20 protein-coding genes and 1 riboswitch are annotated in these 20,559 nt (G+C 61.8%); of the genes, 12 read left to right on the forward strand and 8 right to left on the reverse strand.

Features of this window, described 5'->3' with window-relative positions; translation table 11 throughout:
- Positions 1-120: 120 nt before the first annotated feature.
- The 3 genes from efp to ACIQUB_RS23310 all read left to right on the forward strand — a co-directional run bounded on the left by efp (position 121) and on the right by ACIQUB_RS23310 (position 1,562).
- Positions 121-690 (forward strand): elongation factor P, encoded by a 570-nt coding sequence (gene efp / locus ACIQUB_RS23300; RefSeq protein ID WP_112982824.1) that lies wholly within the window; start codon positions 121-123, stop codon positions 688-690.
- A 162-nt stretch (positions 691-852) separates the two neighbouring features.
- On the forward strand, positions 853-1,164 hold the full coding sequence (locus ACIQUB_RS23305) for a type II toxin-antitoxin system HigB family toxin (protein WP_113238153.1): 312 nt from the start codon (positions 853-855) through the stop codon (positions 1,162-1,164).
- A 17-nt stretch (positions 1,165-1,181) separates the two neighbouring features.
- On the forward strand, positions 1,182-1,562 hold the full coding sequence (locus ACIQUB_RS23310) for a transcriptional regulator (protein ID WP_113238154.1): 381 nt from the start codon (positions 1,182-1,184) through the stop codon (positions 1,560-1,562).
- Positions 1,563-1,663: 101 nt separating this feature from the next.
- On the opposite strand, the gene ACIQUB_RS23315 is transcribed toward ACIQUB_RS23310, so the two are convergent.
- Both ACIQUB_RS23315 and ACIQUB_RS23320 read right to left on the reverse strand, forming a co-directional pair.
- Positions 1,664-1,924 (reverse strand): YMGG-like glycine zipper-containing protein, encoded by a 261-nt coding sequence (locus ACIQUB_RS23315; RefSeq protein WP_018901871.1) that lies wholly within the window; start codon positions 1,922-1,924, stop codon positions 1,664-1,666.
- 30 nt (positions 1,925-1,954) lie between these two features.
- Positions 1,955-2,110 carry a DUF3309 family protein gene (locus ACIQUB_RS23320; protein ID WP_081619995.1) on the reverse strand — a complete coding sequence of 52 codons (156 nt, stop codon included), beginning with the start codon at positions 2,108-2,110 and terminating at the stop codon, positions 1,955-1,957.
- A 680-nt stretch (positions 2,111-2,790) separates the two neighbouring features.
- Between ACIQUB_RS23320 and ACIQUB_RS23325 the strand changes: the two genes are divergently transcribed.
- The 5 genes from ACIQUB_RS23325 to ACIQUB_RS23345 all read left to right on the forward strand — a co-directional run bounded on the left by ACIQUB_RS23325 (position 2,791) and on the right by ACIQUB_RS23345 (position 9,067).
- Entirely contained in the window at positions 2,791-5,916 is a 3,126-nt protein-coding gene (locus ACIQUB_RS23325) for a helicase-related protein (protein WP_113238155.1), read from the forward strand.
- A gap of 3 nt (positions 5,917-5,919) precedes the next feature.
- Positions 5,920-6,324: an RNA-binding S4 domain-containing protein gene (locus tag ACIQUB_RS23330; RefSeq protein ID WP_113238156.1), complete on the forward strand. Its 405-nt coding sequence runs from the start codon at positions 5,920-5,922 to the stop codon at positions 6,322-6,324.
- Between the two features lie 194 nt (positions 6,325-6,518).
- Positions 6,519-6,857, forward strand: coding sequence for a ferredoxin FdxA (fdxA, locus tag ACIQUB_RS23335; protein ID WP_026283614.1), 339 nt, complete (start codon positions 6,519-6,521; stop codon positions 6,855-6,857).
- Between the two features lie 395 nt (positions 6,858-7,252).
- Positions 7,253-7,828, forward strand: a complete 576-nt coding sequence (locus ACIQUB_RS23340; RefSeq protein ID WP_112425590.1) for a CarD family transcriptional regulator — start codon at positions 7,253-7,255, stop codon at positions 7,826-7,828.
- A gap of 378 nt (positions 7,829-8,206) precedes the next feature.
- Entirely contained in the window at positions 8,207-9,067 is an 861-nt protein-coding gene (locus tag ACIQUB_RS23345; RefSeq protein ID WP_018901866.1) for an RNA polymerase factor sigma-32, read from the forward strand.
- 63 nt (positions 9,068-9,130) lie between these two features.
- Here the strand turns inward: ACIQUB_RS23345 and ACIQUB_RS23350 are convergent, their stop codons facing one another.
- The 5 genes from ACIQUB_RS23350 to ACIQUB_RS23370 form a co-directional block, all read right to left on the reverse strand.
- Positions 9,131-10,675 (reverse strand): M48 family metalloprotease, encoded by a 1,545-nt coding sequence (locus ACIQUB_RS23350; RefSeq protein WP_026283613.1) that lies wholly within the window; start codon positions 10,673-10,675, stop codon positions 9,131-9,133.
- 241 nt (positions 10,676-10,916) lie between these two features.
- The gene (locus tag ACIQUB_RS23355) at positions 10,917-11,633 is read right to left on the reverse strand and encodes an ATP-binding cassette domain-containing protein (RefSeq protein ID WP_113238157.1); all 717 of its coding nucleotides are present in this window, start codon (positions 11,631-11,633) and stop codon (positions 10,917-10,919) included.
- Positions 11,626-13,275, reverse strand: coding sequence for a thiamine/thiamine pyrophosphate ABC transporter permease ThiP (gene thiP, locus ACIQUB_RS23360; protein WP_113238158.1), 1,650 nt, complete (start codon positions 13,273-13,275; stop codon positions 11,626-11,628). Before thiP ends, ACIQUB_RS23355 begins: the two co-directional genes overlap by 8 nt.
- Positions 13,276-13,302: 27 nt before the next feature.
- Positions 13,303-14,283, reverse strand: coding sequence for a thiamine ABC transporter substrate binding subunit (thiB, locus tag ACIQUB_RS23365; RefSeq protein ID WP_402932911.1), 981 nt, complete (start codon positions 14,281-14,283; stop codon positions 13,303-13,305).
- Positions 14,284-14,363: 80 nt separating this feature from the next.
- A riboswitch (TPP riboswitch) is annotated at positions 14,364-14,480 on the reverse strand.
- A 73-nt stretch (positions 14,481-14,553) separates the two neighbouring features.
- Positions 14,554-16,086, reverse strand: coding sequence for an MDR family MFS transporter (locus ACIQUB_RS23370; RefSeq protein ID WP_402932750.1), 1,533 nt, complete (start codon positions 16,084-16,086; stop codon positions 14,554-14,556).
- A 117-nt stretch (positions 16,087-16,203) separates the two neighbouring features.
- Between ACIQUB_RS23370 and ACIQUB_RS23375 the strand changes: the two genes are divergently transcribed.
- The 4 genes from ACIQUB_RS23375 (at position 16,204) to ACIQUB_RS23390 (ending at position 20,075) form a co-directional block, all read left to right on the forward strand.
- Positions 16,204-16,740, forward strand: a complete 537-nt coding sequence (locus ACIQUB_RS23375; RefSeq protein WP_113238161.1) for a MarR family winged helix-turn-helix transcriptional regulator — start codon at positions 16,204-16,206, stop codon at positions 16,738-16,740.
- Positions 16,741-16,823: 83 nt separating this feature from the next.
- On the forward strand, positions 16,824-17,504 hold the full coding sequence (locus ACIQUB_RS23380) for an OmpW family protein (protein WP_113238162.1): 681 nt from the start codon (positions 16,824-16,826) through the stop codon (positions 17,502-17,504).
- A gap of 87 nt (positions 17,505-17,591) precedes the next feature.
- Positions 17,592-18,248, forward strand: a complete 657-nt coding sequence (locus tag ACIQUB_RS23385; RefSeq protein WP_402932754.1) for a thiamine diphosphokinase — start codon at positions 17,592-17,594, stop codon at positions 18,246-18,248.
- Positions 18,249-18,251: 3 nt separating this feature from the next.
- Positions 18,252-20,075 carry an ABC-F family ATP-binding cassette domain-containing protein gene (locus ACIQUB_RS23390; RefSeq protein WP_113238164.1) on the forward strand — a complete coding sequence of 608 codons (1,824 nt, stop codon included), beginning with the start codon at positions 18,252-18,254 and terminating at the stop codon, positions 20,073-20,075.
- A 7-nt stretch (positions 20,076-20,082) separates the two neighbouring features.
- Here ACIQUB_RS23390 and ACIQUB_RS23395 read toward each other — a convergent pair whose 3' ends face one another.
- Positions 20,083-20,478: an ester cyclase gene (locus ACIQUB_RS23395; protein WP_113238165.1), complete on the reverse strand. Its 396-nt coding sequence runs from the start codon at positions 20,476-20,478 to the stop codon at positions 20,083-20,085.
- Between the last annotated feature and the right edge of the window lie 81 nt (positions 20,479-20,559).

Raw genomic sequence — 20,559 nt, forward strand, 5'->3', positions numbered from 1 at the left:
AAGGGCTGGCTATTTGCCGGATTTTAGGTTAGTTGCGCCCCCAAAGAACACCTGATTGCGTCTCCGGGGCCATTTCGACAGTCCTCTACGACGCCAAAAGCCGAGTTACAAGGAACTCTTATGGTCAAGGTCATCGCCTCTTCCGTCCGCAAGGGCAACGTCCTCGATGTGGACGGCAAGCTCTACGTCGTTCTGACGGCCAACAACTTCCACCCGGGCAAGGGCACGCCGGTCACCCAGGTCGACATGCGCCGCATCGTCGACGGCGTGAAGGTCTCCGAGCGCTGGCGCACAACCGAGCAGGTCGAGCGCGCCTTCGTGGAAGACGTCAACCACCAGTTCCTCTACGAGGACGGCGAAGGCTTCCACTTCATGAACCCGGAATCCTATGACCAGGTTGTCGTCGACAATGAGACCATGGGCGACCAGAAGGCCTACCTGCAGGAAGGCATGGTCTGCATCCTGTCGATGCACGAAGGTGTAGCGCTTGCCCTGCAGCTGCCGCGCCACGTGACGCTCGAGATCACCGAGACCGAGCCGGTCGTCAAGGGCCAGACGGCATCGTCCTCCTACAAGCCGGCTATGCTCTCCAACGGCGTCCGCACCTCGGTTCCCCCGCACATTGACGCCGGCACCCGCGTCGTCATCGCGACCGAAGACAACTCCTACGTCGAGCGCGCCAAGAACTAATCCGGCGCCGGACCTCAGATCAAAGGCCGTATCGCTCCCGCGATGCGGCCTTTTTCTTTGGCGTGCGATACAGATTGTGATCTGTTGAGCTATCGACAGAGTTCCCAATTTGGAAACATTCTCCTTGTTTCCAAATTGGGAACGAGCTATATAGGAGGGAAAGTGAACGTCATCGCTAAGTCCGCCTTGGTCAATTTCTGGAATAGCCTGCCGAAAGGCGCGCCGAGACAAACCGCCGAAGCTGCGATGACCGAGTGGTACACGGCAGCGTCCAAGGCAAATTGGAGCAACTTCGGCGAACTGAAGAAGACGTTCAATTCCGCCGATATTGTTGCCGGCAACAAGGTCATTTTCGACGTCGGCGGCAACAAGTACCGAATAGTGGGCCTCGTCGCGTTTCGATCAAAGCGTGTTTTCGTACTGTTTGTCGGAACTCACGCCCAGTATGACGCGATCGACGTGCATAAACTCTGACGTCAATGGAGATCGACATGCTCGACTTGAAGGCCTTTCGAACGCTTCAGACTGAGGACGAATACAACGCCGCCTTGCAGGAAGTCAGGCCATATTTCGAAAACGAACCCGACGAAGGGTCCGATGCGGCCGCTCATTTCGATGCGCTCGTCTTGCTGATCGAGCAATATGAAGCCAAGCATTACCCGATACCGGTGGCGAGCCCAGTCGAGGTGATTAAATCGGTGATGGCGGCCAACAATTACAGCCGTGCCGATCTGGTGGCCGTGATTGGCTCCAAGGCGAGAGCGGCCGATCTTCTGAATGGCAAGCGGGAAATCAACCTGGATCAGATCAGGAAGCTGAGCAGGGAATGGAATATTCCCGCAGGCGCGCTTATCGGCGAAATCGCCGCTTGAGCGATCAGACGCTAATATCGCCACACTAGGTCAAAACAAAAAGGCGCCGGAAAGCCGACGCCTTTTCTTATCCGTAGACCCGATCGCTCAGGCCAAAATCATCAGCGCGGGCAACGTGCTTCGTAGCGGCGGCCGTAGCGGTCGCGGTAGACGCAGTAGCCGCGGCGTTCGACCGACTGGCCGATGAGCGCGCCGGCGAGACCACCGGCAACGGCGCCAACGGCGGCGCCACCCCAGCTGTGGCTGACCGCGCCGCCGATGACAGCGCCGGTGCCGGCGCCGATCGCGGTGCCTTGTTCCGTGGCCGTGCAGGATGCGAGCGCGCCGACCAGAGCGCCGATGAGTACAATCTTCTTCATCATAACTATGTCTCCCAGGGTTTTTGGCGCGCTTTAGATGCGGCCCATGAGTACGAGAATGATAATAATCACAAGAACTAAGCCCAAACCGCCAGAAGGTCCATAGCCCCAGCTGCGACTATAACCCCAATTCGGTAGGGCTCCGAGCAAAAGCAGAATAAGGATAATGAGTAGTATCGTTCCAAGCATATCCCGTGACCTCAGCGCATTTCGAGTTTGAATGAGCCAGAAACACGTAAGCCGGCTTTTGGTTCCGTCTATTTTTTCCAAGAGGACAATATTTTTCAGCAGGTAAGCCGACGTCACCTGGCATTCTCACGCTCACGCATAGATGACGCGGCGCCAAAAGCGCATTTGCGCCTATGGTTAAAATTTCTATAAAATACAATAGGTTGTCGTGAACAAATCGGGAAATCGGCAAAGTCGCTGATTCGTCTTCTCTTTGTTCCGGATTTGATCGAGCCTGCTTCGAAACGGATTTTTTACATTTCCGGCGGCCCCGAAGTCACCGCTACACGCCCCTTCCTTATCCGCCGAACAAAAACCTCGACACACGCCAAACGAGAATCTTCCGATTCAGCATCTGGTGGGAAAAAGTGATTCAAAATCAATACTTAGCAGTGAACAAACCCTGAATCATCGGGAGTCAGCGATTCGTCTCCGATTCGTTCTACTGCTGTTCCGAATCGCTATGCGAGCATTCCACAAGCTATTCGCGAGAGCTAAAATCCGCCGGTGAAATTGAAATCAGCCCTTGCGTTTGCGCCAGCGGCTGTCCATTTGTTTGTCTGCTTCGGATCAGGAGCTTGGTTTTACCCCCGGGGCACCCCCGCCCCGTCTGCAGGACAAAGACACTGACATCGCAGCCGATGATACTGAGTGGGCGCGGCGTGACCGCGGTGCTCGGTCCAACCAATACAGGCAAGACCCATTATGCCATCGAGCGGATGGTTGCCCACAGCACCGGCATCATCGGCCTGCCGCTGCGCCTGCTCGCGCGCGAGGTCTACACGCGTGTCTGCGAAAAGGTCGGTGTTCACAACGTAGCCCTGGTGACCGGCGAGGAAAAGATCTCGCCGCCGAACGCGCGTTACTCGGTCTGCACCGTCGAGGCCATGCCGCGCGAGACCAAGGCCGCCTTCGTTGCCATCGACGAAGTGCAGCTATCGGGCGATCTCGAACGCGGCCACATCTTCACCGACCGTATCCTGCATCTGCGCGGCCGCGACGAGACGCTGTTGCTCGGCGCCGGCACCATGCGGCCGATCCTCCAGCATCTGCTTCCCGGCATCACCGTCGTCGAGCGTCCGCGCCTGTCGCACCTGCTCTACGCCGGCCAGAAGAAGATCACCCGCCTGCCGCAGCGCTCGGCCATCGTCGCCTTTTCGGCCGACGAGGTCTATGCGATCGCCGAGCTCATCCGCCGCCAGCGCGGCGGCGCAGCCGTCGTTCTCGGCGCGTTGAGCCCGCGCACCCGCAACGCCCAGGTGGCGCTGTATCAAGCAGGCGACGTCGAATATCTGGTGGCGACGGACGCGATCGGCATGGGGCTCAACCTCGATGTCGACCATGTCGCATTCGCACAGGACCGCAAGTTCGACGGCTATCAGTTCCGCAACCTCAATCCCGCCGAGCTCGCCCAGATCGCCGGCCGCGCCGGACGCCATCTGCGCGACGGCACCTTTGGCGTGACGGGCCATGTCGATCCGTTCGACGAGGAGCTGGTCGGCCGCATCGAGGGCCACCACTTCGACAACGTCAAGGTGCTGCAGTGGCGCACCACGGACCTCGACTTCAAGTCGATACAGACGCTGCGCGCCAGCCTTGAAACCGGACCGCGCGTGCCCGGCCTGACGCGCGCGCTGCCGGCTGTCGACCAGCAGGCGCTCGAACAGCTGTCGCGCTATCCCGAGATCCGCGATCTGGCAGACACGCCGGCGAGGGTCGAAAAGCTGTGGGAGGCCTGCGCGCTGCCGGATTATCGGCGCATTACGCCGGCCCAGCACGCCGATCTGATCGCGACCCTCTTTTCCGATCTCGTGCGCTATGGCACGGTAAATGAGAATTTCCTTGCCGAACAAGTGCACCGCGCAGATCGAACTGACGGTGAAATTGACACGCTTTCGGCGCGAATCGCGCAGATAAGGACGTGGACCTATGTATCGAATCGGCCCAGCTGGCTTGCCGATCCGACACACTGGCAGGAAAAGACGCGGGAAATCGAAGATCGATTGTCCGATGCGTTACATGAAAGGTTGACGAAACGCTTTGTTGATCGCAGGACATCTGTGCTCATGAAGCGCCTGAGAGAGAATGCGATGCTGGAAGCTGAAATCAGTGTAAATGGCGATGTCTTCGTAGAAGGACATCATGTAGGGCAGTTGTCGGGTTTCCGGTTCACGCCTGTATCGGGAGCGGATGGTCCGGACGCGAAGGCTGTCCAGGCTGCTTCGCAAAAGGCGCTTGCTTTGGAATTCGAAGCCCGCGCAGCGCGTATTCACGCGTCCGGCAACGGCGATCTGGCGATCGGCTCCGACGGCTCGATCCGTTGGCTCGGCGATCCCGTGGCACGTCTGGCGGGCACCGAGCACATCATGCGTCCGCGCCTGATCCTGCTTGCCGACGAACAGCTGACCGGCAACGCGCGCGACCACGTCGCCGCCCGCCTGGAACGCTTCGTCAATCACCACATCTCGACCGTGCTGAAGCCGCTCGACGATCTGTCGCGCGCTGAAGACCTGCAGGGCCTCGCCAAGGGTCTCGCGTTCCAGCTGGTGGAAAATCTCGGCGTGCTCTTCCGTCGTGACGTGACCGAAGAGGTTAAGTCGCTCGATCAGGACGCGCGCGCCTCGATGCGCCGTTACGGAGTTCGCTTCGGCGCCTACCACATCTTCGTTCCAGCGCTCCTGAAGCCGGCTCCGGCCGAGCTCATCACGCTGCTCTGGGCACTGAAGAACGACGGTCTCGACAAGCCGGGCTACGGCGACCTCATTCCGGTTCTGGCCGCCGGCCGTACCTCTGTCGTCACCGATCCGAGCTATGAGCGCAATTTCTACAAGCTGGCGGGCTTCCGCTTCCTTGGAAAGCGCGCCGTTCGCGTTGATATCCTCGAGCGCCTGGCCGACATCATCCGTCCGCTGCTGCAGTGGAAGCCGGGTCAGCCGAACCGCCCAGAGGGTGCCTATGACGGCCGCCGCTTCACCACGACCACGGCGATGCTCTCCATTCTCGGCGCTACGCTCGAGGACATGGAAGAGATCCTGAAGGGTCTCGGCTACCGCGCCGACGCTGTGAAGGCGGAAGAAGCAGCCACCTATCTGGCAGCACAGGACGCCGCCGCGACGCCGGCCGCAGCAGCTACGACGGAAGCAACCGCTGACGCCGCCGCTGAAGCGGCCGAGCACGACGATGCCGACAGCGCCTCTGCTGACGAGACGACTGCGGAAGCACCGGCTGCCGAAGCCCCTGCTGCCGAAGCGCCGGCTGCTGAAGCACCAGTCGCCGAAGCAACCGCGACGGAAGCCTCTGCCGAAGCTGCGCCCGCAGCGGAAGCACCGGCTGCCGAAACCGAAGAGCCGAAGCCGGTTCTGCTCTGGCGCCTTGGCGGCCGCACCGACGGCAACCAGCGTCAGGCACGCGGCCATGGCGAACGCCGTGGCGGCGAACGCCAGGGTGAGCGTCAGGAGCGTGGCGAACGCCAGGGTGAACGCCAGGATCGTGGCCACGGCCATCGTCGCCAGGGCGGCGAAGGCGAGAACCGCGACGGCAACCGCCAGAACCGCGGCAAGGACGGCGGCAAGCCGCACCAGGGCCGCAACGACCAGCGCGGCGACCGTCAGGACCGTGGTGGCAAGGGTCGCGACGACCGCAACAACAACCGTGGCGGCTCCCAGCCGCTGCGCTTCGAGGCAAAGCCCCCGCGCAAGGAAAAGCCGGTCGATCCGGATTCGCCCTTCGCAAAGCTCGCTGCCTTGAAGGAGCAGATGAAGAAGTAATCGATGAGCGAGAAGACACAGCCATCAAGCGGTTCGCGCCAGCGCATCGACAAGTGGCTGTTCTTCACGCGCATGATCAAATCGCGCTCGCTGGCGCAGGCCCATGTCCAATCCGGGCATGTGCGCATCAACGGCGAGCGCGTCAATCTTCCCAGCCATCAGATCAAGACCGGCGACAGGATCGAGCTCTCGCTCGACCGCCGCGAGTTCGTTCTGATCGTCAAATCCGGCGGCGCTCGGCGCGGCCCTTTCGAGGAGGCTCGCCTCCTCTACGACGACATCTCACCCTCCGCGCAAGACCGCAAACAGCTGACGCCCTACGAGCAGGCGACCCGCGATACGGGCGCTGGACGCCCGACCAAGAAAGAGCGCCGCGCAATCGACCGCCTGATGTCCGACGACGATTAGAAAATCCGTCTCCAAACTCGCCGCTTTCGCGCTTTCTTTATCCTTGAAATCCGGCACTAAAGCCGATACTTCACAAGCAACTTGCCGGATGGCGTGGCAGTTCCCAAGACTGGTCATGTCCGTCTCCGGCCAGGGGAAAGGCGCGACGTTCCAGGTTGCCCGGCCCCGTCTGCGTGAAAATCCTGGAGTTCTTCATGACCTATGTCGTGACCGACAACTGCATTCGCTGCAAATATACCGATTGCGTTGAAGTCTGCCCCGTTGATTGCTTCTATGAAGGCGAGAATTTCCTCGCGATCAATCCTGACGAATGCATCGACTGCGGCGTCTGCGAGCCGGAATGTCCCGCCGAGGCGATCAAGCCGGACACCGAACCGGGCCTCGACAAGTGGCTGAAGATCAATGCCGAGTTCGCCAGCATCTGGCCCAACATCACCGTCAAGAAGGACGCGATGGATGGCGCCAAGGACGTGGATGGCGAGACCGGAAAGTTCGAGAAATACTTCTCGGAAAAGCCCGGCGCCGGCGATTGATCGCCCATTGATACTATAGTCTGAGACAGGGCCGGAATATGCCCAATCTCACGGCGGATATGCATGACTTATGGGGGCGACATGTGTTGCCCGCATGACTCATACGCAGTAAATTATTGATTTCCTCATATTTTTGTGGTAACTTTCACACACTGTTCCTTTTGCGGCATCAAGGATGCCCCAAACCACCACGAAAGCAAACAAATCCAAGCGCGATTTCCGTGACATATCATGATCTTGAGCTGTCACGCCCCAAGATTGCGTGTCTGAATATGCTTGCTTCTTCCCGGTGGGACCAGAAGTAAAGTCACCCGACGGATCCGACCGTCTCATCCGGGCCTGACTGACCCGGCTCCGGCCTTGGCCGGAAGCGTAACAGGGAGTTTTTGACAAGAATGACGATCCAGCAGAAAAAGCCTTCAGCAGCCCGCCATGGTTTCAAGACCGGTGAATCGATCGTGTACCCCGCTCATGGAGTCGGTACCATCACCGCTATCGAAGAGCAAGAAGTTGCCGGGATGAAGCTCGAACTTTTCGTTATCGATTTCGAGAAGGACAAGATGCGCCTGAAAGTGCCGGTCGCAAAGGCCATGAGCATTGGCATGCGCAAGCTTTCCGAGACGGATTTCGTCGAGCGTGCTTTGAAGGTCGTGCAGGGCAAGGCGCGCGTCAAGCGCACCATGTGGTCCCGTCGCGCGCAGGAATACGATGCCAAGATCAACTCCGGCGACCTGATCTCGATCGCTGAAGTCGTTCGCGACCTTTATCGTGCCGAAAACCAGCCGGAACAGTCCTATTCCGAACGCCAGCTTTACGAAGCAGCGCTTGACCGCATGGCGCGCGAAATCGCCGCCGTCAACAAGCTCTCGGAAACCGAAGCCGTCCGCCTCGTCGAAACGAACCTGAACAAGGGTCCGAAGCGCGGCAAGGCTGTGGAAGAAGACGAAGCAGAAGAGGAAGAAGCAGCCTGATCTCAGGCTTTCTTCTTACCAAAAAACCCGGCCATCGTGCCGGGTTTTTTTATTGGAACCTTTTCCACAGTCGCGCGTTTACACACTGTCACCACGGACTTCCGGGAGAAAGCAATTTCGCTGGAGGTCCGGTTTTCATGTCAGGATGCGACGAGGAGCGGATCATGCCTTCCACAAATTGCCGGTTTGGCAACGTGAAGAAAACGGTCTGGGCTCGCGGCATAACCAGCACATAGCAGTAACTAGGGCCTCTCTCTGAGACGTCCAGAGTTAGGCCTTCATATCTTCCAGCCATGAATTTGATCCGGTCCGCAACGTCCGGAAGCAAGCCTTGTTTGCCCTTTTTTAGGGCTAAAAGTCTGAACTCAGGAGACCGATATGAAGAACATGTCTGCAGACCGGCGCATGATCAAGATCGCCATGGCGGCTCCCTATCTTGCCCGCGAGGAAGAACACGACCTCGCTGTCCGTTGGAAGCACAACGACGACCGTGGGGCACGCAACCAGATCGCAATGGCGCATATGCGCCTCGTCATCTCGATGGCTGCGAAATTCCGCAACTTCGGACTTCCCATGAGCGACCTCGTCCAGGAAGGCTATGTCGGCCTTCTGGAAGCCGCCGCCCGCTTCGAGCCGGAGCGTGATGTCCGTTTCTCCACCTATGCAAGCTGGTGGATCCGCGCCTCGATCCAGGATTATATCCTGCGCAACTGGTCGATCGTGCGCGGCGGCACCAGCTCGGCCCAGAAGGCGCTGTTCTTCAATCTGCGCCGCCTGCGCGCCAAGCTCGCCAAGGGTGATACGCAGCTGACGCTGCAATCGATCCACCAGGAGATCGCCGCGGCACTCGGCGTCAGCCTCTCCGACGTCCAGACCATGGATGCACGCCTCTCCGGCAACGACGCCTCGCTGCAGGCACCATCGGTGTCTGGCGATGCCGACAGCGCCGAGAAGATGGACTTCCTCGTCAGCAACGAGCCGCTGCCCGATGAACAGGTCACCAACATGATCGACGGCGAACGCCGCCGGGTCTGGCTTGCGTCCGCGCTCACGCATCTCAACGAACGCGAGATGAAGATCATCAGCGCCCGCCGCCTTGCCGAAGACGGAGCGACGCTGGAAGAGCTTGGCGCCGACCTCGGCATCTCCAAGGAGCGCGTCCGCCAGATCGAAAGCCGCGCGATGGAAAAGCTCCGGACAGCGCTCGTCAGCGCCGATCCGTATATGGCAGCGCACTGACCCCGATTACTCCGAGATTACTCCCCAGTGATGCAACTGGCCCGGCGCAAGCCGGGCCTCTTTTTATTCCGAGATGATTTTGACGCGGTCGCCGGGCGCAACGGAGGCACCGGTCGGCAGGGCGTTGATCAGCTTGAACAGATCGAGCTTGCGATCCGTCCCCATCATCCGCGCCGCGAGCGTGGTGATGTTATCTCCAGGCTGCACCGTCAGCACGCGAACCCGAAGCGGCTTCAGAGATGCCGCTTCTGCCGGCGTCATGCGCCGGAAGCTGGAGCGCAGCACGTCGGCCGTCGATTGCAGCGCGGTGCTTCCCTTCGGCACGGCCGTGAGGAAGCGGAAGATCTGCGAATTGTTTCGCACGACAGTCACGTCGAAATCCCAGCGATCGGCACTGGCGCGCGCGGTGGCGGCTTCCATGCCGTTGACGGTGATCTGCTGGATGGTCGACGGATCGAGCCCGGTGACCCAGCCGCTGGAGATATAGTTGGTCAGCGACTGGTTCTGGTTGTCGGCCACGCCGTCGAAGCGGATAGCGATGTCGCCGGGGCCGGTCGCCATGACCGCCTCGACCTTGTTGTCGATCTTGAAGTCCGGCGGCACATCGAAGCGGATGCCGAGACCACCATGCAGGAAGGTCTGGCCGCGAACATAGCCCTCTTCCGGGCTGTCGCCGTAGAGCAGGCCATCGATGCCGTCGAGATAATATCCGCGCCCGGTATCGCCGACCTTGCCCTCCTGGCCGAAGGCGCGGGCATGATCACGCGCAAGCTCGATGCGCTGCGCCGAATTCGGGTGGCTCGACAGGAAGTCCAGGCTCTGGTCGGCATCGGGATCGACCGACATGAAGCGGCTGTAGCCGGCCATGGAATCCAGGAAACGGCTGGCCGCATAGGGATCGTAGCCGGCTTCGCCGAGCATGCGCACGCCGATGACGTCTGCCTGCAATTCCTGCTGGCGCGAGAAGGCGGCAAGGCGCAGCTTGCCGCGCGCCAGCGCCTGCTTGCCGGCGATATCGCTGGACAGCACCTCGGCGACGACGCGGCTGGCGATCACTTCCGCCTCTTCGCGCTTCTGCCGCTCGATGCCGTGGTTGGCGGTGACGTGGCCCATTTCGTGCGACAGCACGGCCGCCACTTCCGACGCATCATTGGCAAGCGCCAGAAGGCCGCGCGTGACGTAGAGATAACCGCCGGGCAGCGCGAATGCGTTGATCGCGGGCGAATTCAGAATGGTGATGCGGTAGGACTGGCTCGGATTTTCCGACACCGCCGTCAGCGCGCCGGCAATGCGCGCCACCAGCCGCTCGGTCTTGGCGTCCTTGTATTCGCCACCATAGCTCGCGACGATGCGCGGATGCTCGCGCGCGCCCATGGCCGCACGCGGATCGTTCTTCTGCACTTCGTCGACGATCTGCGGATTGGACGAGGGCCCGACACTGGGCTGATAGGATTGCTCAAGCGCCGACTGACAGCCGTAAAGCGCCACGGTGGAGGCGGACAGGATCGACGCCCGTCGTGCCCAGCGGCACGCTGCGAAGAACACATCACTGGAAGGCGCGGGCAGTTTCCACGTCGTCATGCGGTCCAGTCTGGCTCTCCGAGTCATCGCGCTTCTCGGCCGGCTCGCCGTCATGGCGCCCCGGTCGTCTTCATCAAGGTTCAACAGGCGTACGCCCCCGTTTCCGCAGTGCACAATCGAGGGCCCAAGTCTTTGCTTTAGCTGATTTCCGCATCGGTTGCATAGCGAGACTCTGCCTAAATATGGCGGCTTTATACTTTAGCAAGCCTAACGTGGTTAAGGAGTTCTCTGGGTCGCCGCAAATTATGGCGAAAGTGCCGTTGTCTTGTTAAGATTCGTCGATCCGCAGAAATTGCCCCAGCGCGGAATTGTTTTCGCCGGTCGAAAACCGCGCGATCGGCGCCGCCACCGCGACCCTGCCCTGGTCGATGAAAATCGCATAGTCGGCAATCCGCCTGATCTCGTCGGCGTCGTGCGAGACAATCACGACAGTGTTGCCGCTGTCGCGATGCATCGCCAGAAGCAACCCCGCCATGTCGCGGCGCAGGCTCGGATCGAGCGCGGCGAAGGGTTCGTCGAGCAGCAGGATGGGGCGCTGACGCACCAGCGCCCGGGCAAACGCCACCCGCTGCCGCTCGCCACCCGAAAGCGTCGCCGGCATCCGCTTTTCGAAGCCTGACAGCCCGACCTTCTCAAGCGCCGACGTGATCGCGCGCCGATCGGCATCGCCAAGTTTCAGCGCCGGATGAATGCCGAGTCCGATATTGGTGAAGACATCGAGATGCGCAAAGAGGTTGTTGTCCTGAAACACCAGCGACACGGGCCGCTCGGCCGGATGTTGATGGCCGATATCCTTCCCGTCAAACAGGATCTGCCCCGCATCCGCCGTGTCGAAACCGACCAGCAGATTGAGGAAGGTCGACTTGCCCGCGCCCGATGCGCCTGTGACACCGATGACGGCGCTCTCGGGCAGCGCGCAATCGAACACGAATGAGTTCTGGCCCAGCCGCAGCGTCACGCCGCGCATCTCGATGGCATCACTCATGCGACAGCGCCTCCCGCTTCGGCTCATCCGCCACCCCCGAGCCCATCGTGCCCGAAATCGTCAACAGCAGGCAGATCACGCCGAGGATCAGCGCCAGCCCATCCGCATCATTGGTGCGATAGCTGCCGAGGCTGGAATAGACCAGCCACGGCAGCGTCACGAAGCTATCCGAACCAAACAAGGCCACGGCGCCGAGATCGCCCAGCGACAGGGCCATGGCAAAGGACAACGCCGTCAGCACCGGCTTTCGCAGATCCGGCCACGAAATCAGCCGCAGCTTGGCGAGGCCGGAGATGCCGAGGCTGGCGCTCAGCCGCTGTGTGCGGCGCTGGTGGATTGCGTAGGCCGGCTCCAGCACCCTGACGACGAAAGGCATCGCCATCAGCGCATTGATGGCGACCACAAGCACCGGCGCCACGACATTGACGTCGCCGACATCACGCGCCGCCAGGAACCAACCCGTGGCGAGAACGATGGGCGGGAAGAGAAGCACGAGCGACGAGGCGGCACCCATTGCGCCAAAGAAGGACCGCGCGCCGTGCCGCGCTTTGCGCTCAAGCGAGAGCGTATGGCGGGCGCGCACGAGCGGCATCGACAGGGCGAACGACAGCAAGGCCGACGAAAGCGCCATCGCGCCGCTGGTGGCAAAGGCCCGCCAGAAGATCGCTTCGCCGACCAGCTTCACCAGATCGGCGCGCAGACCGGCAATCACGATGAAGAGCAGCGGCAGGCCGAGAAACAGTACCGCCAGCGTGAGAAGCGCGCGATCGGCGATCCACGCACCGAACAGCGTGCCATCGGGCCGTCGGATCGTGCGACCCGACGTAAGCCCCGCATCGCCTGACGTCGGCAGCAGCGAGAGAATACCGAGAACCACGGCCGTCAACGCGATCTGCAGCAGGGACAAGCCCACCGCGCGGCCGGGATCGAAATCGAAGCGCAGCGACTGGTAGATCGCCACCTCGATCGTGGTCGCCGCCGGTCCGCCGCCGAGCATCAGCACCAGCGTGAAGCTGGTGGCGCAGAGCATGAAGATCAGCCCCGCCACACCTGGTATGACCGAACGCAGCACCGGCCACTCGATGAAGCGGAAGACGGACACCGGCCGCATGCCGAGACCGCTCGCCACCAGCCAGTATTCGCCCGGCACTCGCTCCAACGCCGCCAGCATAAGCCGGCAGGCAAGCGGCAGATTGAAGAACACATGCGCGAGCAGAATGCCCGACAGCCCATAAATGCTGACGGGCTGGTCGATCCTCGCCCATGACAGCATCGTGTTGACGACACCCTGCCGGCCCCAGATGCCGATCAGACCGAGCGCACCGATCAGCACCGGCAGCCCCATCGGCACCGCCATGAGCCGGATGATCCAGATGCGGCCGATAAATCGTGGCTGCCGCGCCAGCGCCCGTGCGACCGGAATGGCCAGCACGACCGACAGCAACGTAGAAAGCGCCGCCTGCAGAAGCGTGAAGCGCAGAACGCGCAGGATGTATGGATCGGAAACGATCGATCCGACAGGCATGCCGTCGGTGGAGATCAGCAGGGATAGCGTCGCGACCGTCACGAAGACGATGATGGCGGCGAGGCTGAGCGCCCCGCCGGCCAGCGCATATCGTCTTTCGGACGGCGCAAGAAGCATCAGTTCATGCTCATCAATTCATGCTCATCAATTCATGCTCATGGCGGCCAGCCACTCGTCGATCCAGGCCTTGCGGTTCTTGGCGACCTCATCCGAGCTCATCAGGAAGGTCTTCGACGGGTTGACGAGCTTGCCGAAAGCATCCGGCAGCGGCTCCGAGGTCTTGGACACCGGCATCATCCAGTTGTTGGTCGGGATCGCGTCCTGGAAGCCAGGGGTGACCATGAACTTCAGGAAGTCCTGCGCCAGCGCCTTGTCCGGCGCGTTCTTCAACAGGCCGGCAACCTCGATCTGGATGTAGTGCCCCTCGGAGAATGCCGCCGCCTGGTAGCGATCCGTGTTTTCCGAAACCATGTGATAGGCGGGCGACGTCGTATAGGAGAGCACCATCGGCGCCTCGCCCTTGGTAAACAGGCCGTAAGCCTCCGACCAGCCGGGCGTCACCGTCAGCACGCGCTTCTTGAGCTTGGCCCAGGCTTCCGGCGCCTTGTCGCCATAGACCGACTTCACCCACAAGAGCAGGCCGAGGCCCGGCGTCGAGGTGCGGGGATCCTCGATGACGATCTTCTGCGCGGGATCGCCATCGACCAGCTCCTTCAGGCTCGCCGGCGGCGTCTTGATCGTCTGCGTGTCGTAGATCACGGCGAAATGGCCGTAGTCATAAGGCACGAAGACATCATCCTTGAAGCCGCCGGGGACCTGCAGCGCGCCGGTGTCGATGCCGCTGGCATCGAATAGGCCAGTGGCCTTGGCTTCGGTGATCAGGCTTGTGTCGAGGCCGAGGACGACATCGGCCTTGGTGCCGGCACCTTCGAGCTTCAGACGCGACAGCAGCGCCACGCCATCGGCGACGCTGACGAAATTGACCGTGCAGCCGCATGTCTTCTCGAACGCCGCTTTCACCTTCGGGCCGGGACCCCATTCGGAGGTGAAGCTCTCATAGGTATAGATGGTGAGCGCCTTGTCGGCCGCGAGCGTAGCCGTTGCCGAAAAGCTCGCCAACAGCATGGCAGCGCCGAGCGCATAGGTCTTGAAATGGGTCATGACACCTCTCCTCTAGGTTCATTGAAGGGGAAAAGGGCGGTGCCTGGTGTCACGCGTCTAATCCCTCCGCCGGTGTTAGCCGGATCAGGTTCCGCGGGTTGGCTTTTGCAAGCCTCTCAGCCAAGTATCTGGGAAGATACAAGGCACCCCGTTAGAGCGTCGCAAGGTGTATATCCGTAGCCGGCGTCTGGCAAGAGCGGACGTCGGCCAGGGTTCGTCAGCCGGGTTCGTGGGCTATTCGGCGGCCTCGGCGGCGGCTTTCGCGGGCGTCCCACCTGTGCGCGGCAATTGCACCGGCTTCAGCATCAGCGCCGCCACAAGCCCGATGAAGGCAATGAGGCACGAGGTCATGAACAGGGGCACGAAGGCGCTGGCATAGGCATCCGCCACCGCCTGGCGCGCCGCCTCCGGCAATGCCGCCATCATCTTAGGCGTCAGCTGCTCGATATTCTCGACGCCGGGGATCGATAGACCCGTGCGGCCGAGCTGCGAGCCGATGATGGCGCCGTAGATGGAGATCGCGATCGAGGCGCCGCCCATGCGCGACAGCGTTACCGATCCGGTCGCCGCCCCGACATCGCGGGCGGGCGCCGCATTCTGCACGCCGATGATCGGCACCTGTTGCGCAAGACCGATACCGATGCCGTGCATCGCCATGATCGCGCCGATGATCAGCACCGGCGTTCCGGCATGCACCTGCGACAGCAGGACGAAGGCGACGGCGCTGACGGAGAGGCTGGCGATCGCAAACGGCTTGTAGCGCCCTGTCGCCGAGATCATCCGCCCGGCCGATAGCGAGCCGCATACGATGCCGCCGGTGAGCAGAATGAAGAGCGCGCCGGCCGCCGATGGCGAAAGACCCGTCGTCGTCTGCAGGAACAGCGCGAAGTAGTTGACCATGCCGATACCGATCGCACCGCTCATCACCGACATGACCAGCAGCAGGCCGAATGTCGGGTTGCGGAACAGCGACAGCGGAACGATCGGCTCGGCGGCGCGCCGCTCCACCAGCACCCAGGCGATGGCGCAGACGATGCCGAGCGCGATGATGCCAAGATTGCCCGGCGCCACCAGCGAGCCGAAGAGCTGGCTGCCATCGGCGGCGAGCACGATGCAGCTGGTGGTCATCGCCAGCAGCAACGCGCCGGCGTAATCGATCTTCGGGCGGCGGTTCGGCTTGCGGTAGGGCAGCATGAAGGCCAGCCCGGCAATCACGATCGCGCCGATCGGCACGTTGACGAGGAAGATCGAGCGCCAGCCGAACATATCGCTCATCGCGCCACCGAGGACAGGGCCGATTGCCCCCGAAGCCATGAGGACGAGGCTGGAATAGCTCTGGTATTTCGCTCGCTCGCGCGGCTCGAACAGGTCCGCATTGACGGCGAAGATCGACACCATGATGCCGCCGCCGCCGAGGCCCTGCAGCACGCGCGCCGCGATCAGCGTATCCATCGACACGGCCAGACCGCACAGCGTCGAGCCCACGGTGAAGATGATGATTGCCGCCATCATCACGTACTTGCGCCCGAAGAGGTCGCCGAGCTTGCCGTAGAGCGGCATGACGGCGCTGACGGCCAGCAGATAGGCCGAGCCGATCCAGCCGAACCGCTCGATCTGCCCGAATTCACCGACGATGGTGGGCAGAGCGGTGGCAACGATCTGGTTGTCGAGCGTGGCCATGAAAAGGGCGGCCATCAGGAAGAGAAAGAGAATGAGCCGGCGACGAGGGTCGGTCACCAGCGGCTGCGCGGCGATCTGTGAATTCATGGGGGCGATCTTTCAGGTTTCGGCGCAATTTATGTGCTGTCAGCATATAAATGTCAACGTCATATAAATGACATCAGCATATTTTCCTCCCCGATCGCTTCTGTTATCCTCCGTCCCATGACAGATAGTTTGCAAATCGCCCCAGACACCACGCCGACCGAGGATGATATCGCCCATATCGGCCAAAGCATGAGCCGTATGCGCATGATCACGGGGCGACGACTGATTGCCCGCCTCGCCATCGAAAAGGTGGCTCCGGATCTGGAGCTTTCGCATCTGGATGTTCTCGAAGCCGTCAAGCTCGCCCGCAGGAATGGCGAGGTGACCGTGGGGACGATTGCCGAGGCCATGCGCATCGATCCGTCCCGCGCAAGCCGCATTGTCGCCGACATGGTCGGCCGCGGTGTTCTCGAACGCGCGGCATCTCAGCAGGACGCCCGGCGGATCCTGGTGGTGATCACGCCATCCGGCTGGAGCCTGCTCACGGAACTGAAATCTCAAAAGCTCGCGATCATCAAGGATGTCGTCTCCGACTGGTCGTCTGCGGACGCCAAAAACTTCGCCGAGCTATTTGATCGGTACATGACCGGCTTCGAGCGCGTTTTCGCCATGCGTGACAAACATTTGCCCGCGGCACCAAAAGCTGGAAAATAGAACGAGAGATTGATCTGAATCAAACGGTTACCCGACAGCGTTTCATAGAACTCCCCCTGACCATAAACCTAGGAGAGATTCGAATGAAACGCCGCCTGGCAAAACTAAAGGGCATGTTCGCTGCCGTCGTTCTGGTTGCCGCTGCCCATCCGGCCATGTCCGCCGACCTGACCCAGCCGACCGCGGCTCAGGAAGCAACGCAGAGCCAGAGCCCCTGGATGATCCGCCTGCGCGCGCTTGGCGTCATCACCCAGGATTCCGGCTACGTTGGCGGCGTCGCGGGATCGGATCTCTCCTACTCGGACACCGTCGTTCCTGAATTCGACGTCACCTACTTCTTCACCGACAACATCGCCGCCGAGCTCATCCTCGGCACGACATTCGCCAACGTCACCGGCAAGGGTTCGATCGAAAGCCTCGGCGATGTCGGCAAGACCTGGCTGCTGCCGCCGACCGTCACGCTGCAGTATCACTTCAACGATTTCGGCAACTTCAAGCCCTATGTCGGCGCCGGCTTGAACTACACGATCTTCTACAACGAGAAGGGCAAGAGCGCCCAGAGCCTCGACATCGACAACACCTTCGGCGTCGCGCTCCAGGCCGGCTTCGACTACATGTTCGACGAGCACTGGGGCCTCAACGTCGACGTCAAGAAGATCTTTCTGCGTCCCGATTTCAACGTGAACGTCGGCGGCGCCGACATGACCGGCAAGGCCAAGCTCGATCCTTGGCTGATCGGCGCCGGTGTGACCTACCGTTTCTAAACCCAACCTTTATCGCAGAAACGCCAGAGGGCGCGGACAAACCCTGTCCGCGCCCTTTCCCTTTTCCTCCGCTTTGCGCTATGGGCAATGCCCATGAGCCAATCCACCTTCACCATCCTGCTCGGCGGCGAGCTGCACATCACGGAGCGCCTTCGCGTCGCCGTCTCCGGCAGCCGTTTCATCGCGGCCGATGGTGGCATGCGGCACGCGCTGGCGCTCGGTGTCAGGCCGGAGCTCTGGGTCGGCGATTTCGATTCCACGCCGGATGATCTGACGGCCGCATTCTCGGACATCCCGAGAAAGCCCTACCCCGCCGCCAAGGCCGCCACCGACGGCGAGATCGCCGTGTCGGAAGCGATTGCGCGTGGCGCGACACGGCTGATCCTCGTGGGCGCCCTCTCTGGCGACCGTTCCGACCACGCGTTGCAGCACCTGCTCTACGCCGTCAGTCTGGCAGAAACCGGCCTCGATGTACTCCTGACCTCGGGCACGGAAGAAGCCGTGCCGCTGATCGCGGGCAGCATCACGCTCGACCTGCCGAAGAACAGCCTGTTTTCCGTGCCCGCCTTCAGCGAACTCAACGGCCTCTTCATCGAGAACGCCCGCTACCCGCTCAGCGATTTCCATTTGCCCTTCGGCTCGTCGCGCACCATTTCCAATGTCGCGGAAGGCCCCGTGCGCTTCTCGCTTGAAAGCGGCCGCGCCATCGTGCTCGCCCGCCCTTACGATCTTTCCGGAGTCTGATTTTTGGCGCCCCCTATCCTTAAACTCGACGATATCTTCCTGAGCTTCGGCGGCGCGCCGCTTCTGGCGGGCGCTGCCCTGCAGGTGGAGCCCGGCGACAAGATCTGCCTTGTCGGCCGCAACGGTTCCGGCAAGTCGACGCTCCTGAAGATCGCCGCCGGCATGGTCGAGGCGCAGTCCGGCGAAGTGTTCCGCCATCCGTCGTCGACCGTGCGCTATCTCGAACAGGCGCCCGATTTCGCCGGCTACAGCACCGTGCAGGCCTATGCGGAAGCGGGGCTTGGACCGGGCGACGATCCATACCGCGTCACCTATCTTCTCTCGCATCTCGGCCTCACCGGCGAGGAAGACCCGAAGAACCTCTCCGGCGGCGAAGCGCGCCGCGCGGCCCTTGCCCGCGTTCTGGCGCCCGAGCCCGATATTCTGCTCCTGGACGAGCCGACCAACCATCTCGATCTCCCCACCATCGAATGGCTGGAAGGCGAGCTGCAGAAGACCCGCAGCGCGCTGGTGCTGATCTCGCACGACCGTCGCTTCCTCGAAAAGGTCTCCACCGCCACCGTCTGGCTCGACCGCGGCACCTCGCGCCGCCTCGATCGTGGCTTCGGCCATTTCGAGGCCTGGCGCGACCAGGTTCTGGAAGCCGAGGAGATGGAGCAGCACAAGCTCGGCAAGGCGATCGAGCGCGAAGAGCACTGGCTGCGCTACGGCGTCACCGCCCGCCGCAAGCGCAACATGCGCCGCCTCGGCGAACTGCAGACGATGCGCGCCAGCTATCGCGGCCACAAGGGTCCGCAGGGCACCGTTCAGGCGACCGTTTCCGACGCGCAGGAATCCGGCAAGCTCGTCATCGAAGCCGACAAGATCACCAAGACCTATGGCGAGCGCCCGATCGTCACGCCGTTTTCGATCCGCGTTCATCGCGGCGATTGCATCGGCCTCGTCGGCCCGAACGGCGCCGGCAAGACGACGCTTCTGAAAATGCTGACCGGCCAGCTGCCCCCCGATACCGGCATCATCAAGCTCGGCACCAATCTGGAGATCGCAACGCTCGACCAGAAGCGCGAGGATCTGAACCCCGAGGACACGCTGGCGCACTACTTGACCGACGGGCGCGGCGAGAACCTGCTTGTCAACGGCGAGCAGCGCCACGTCACCGGCTACATGAAGGAATTCCTGTTCCAGCCGGAGCAGGCCCGCACGCCGATCAAGAACCTCTCTGGCGGCGAGCGCGCCCGCCTGATGCTCGCCCGCATGCTGGCGCGGCCATCCAACCTGCTTATCCTCGACGAACCGACCAACGACCTCGACATCGAGACGCTGGACCTCCTGCAAGAGGTCGTCGCCGGCTTCCCTGGCACCGTCATCCTCGTCAGCCACGACCGTGACTTCCTCGACCGCACCGTGACCTCGACGATCGCACCTGCTGTTCCCGATGCGCCCGATGGCCGCTGGATCGAATATGCCGGTGGCTATTCCGACATGCTGGCGCAGCGCAAGGGTGCCGCCGACGAGCGCAAGAAGGCGGAGAAAGCCGAAAAGGCGAAAGCGCAGGACGCGGCACCGGCCGCCGAAGCGCCCAAGGGCAAGGGAAAGCTCTCCTTCAAGCAGAAGTTCGCCCTCGAAAACCTGCCCAAAGAAATGGCCAAGGCCGAAGCCGAGATCGCCAAGCGCGAGGAAAAGATGGCCGACCCCAACCTCTTCTCCAAGGACCCCACGACCTTCAACCGCCTGGCCGCCGAGATGGAGAAATTCCGCGACAGCCTGGTGAAGATGGAAGAGGAGTGGCTGGAGCTCGAGATGCTCCGGGAAGAGCTGGAGGGCTGATCGCCCTCTACGCCGTCGAAAGCTGAGCCTCGATCGCCGCCTTGTCGACGATCGACCACACGTTTGCGATCTTGCCGTCGGTAAATTCGTAGAACACGTTCTCGGAAAACGAGATCCGCCTGCCGTTGACGGGCAGCCCAAGGAATGTGCCTTGCGGGCTGATGTTGAAATTCAGCCGGCTGGCCACCGTGGTGTCATCGGCGATCAGAATCCGGACGTCGAAATGGAGGTCGGGGATCGCACGAAACTCGGCCTCACGCGCCTGCCGATAGCCATCCAGGCCAACCACTTGGCCGTTATAGCGCACATCCTGCCCGACATAGGTGCCGAGGTTTTCCCAATCCTGAGAATTCAGGCAGCCGATATAGGCGCGATACAAATCCGCAAGGCTCTCCTCCGGCATTCAAGCTCTCCTGCCCATTGGCGATATCTTGCCAGATAGTTCCCGTCTCCGAGCCGGAAACCCTCACATTTCATTGATTGG

The sequence above is a fragment of the Rhizobium sp. NPDC090275 genome, from assembly GCF_044772225.1.
Taxonomy (GTDB): domain Bacteria; phylum Pseudomonadota; class Alphaproteobacteria; order Rhizobiales; family Rhizobiaceae; genus Rhizobium.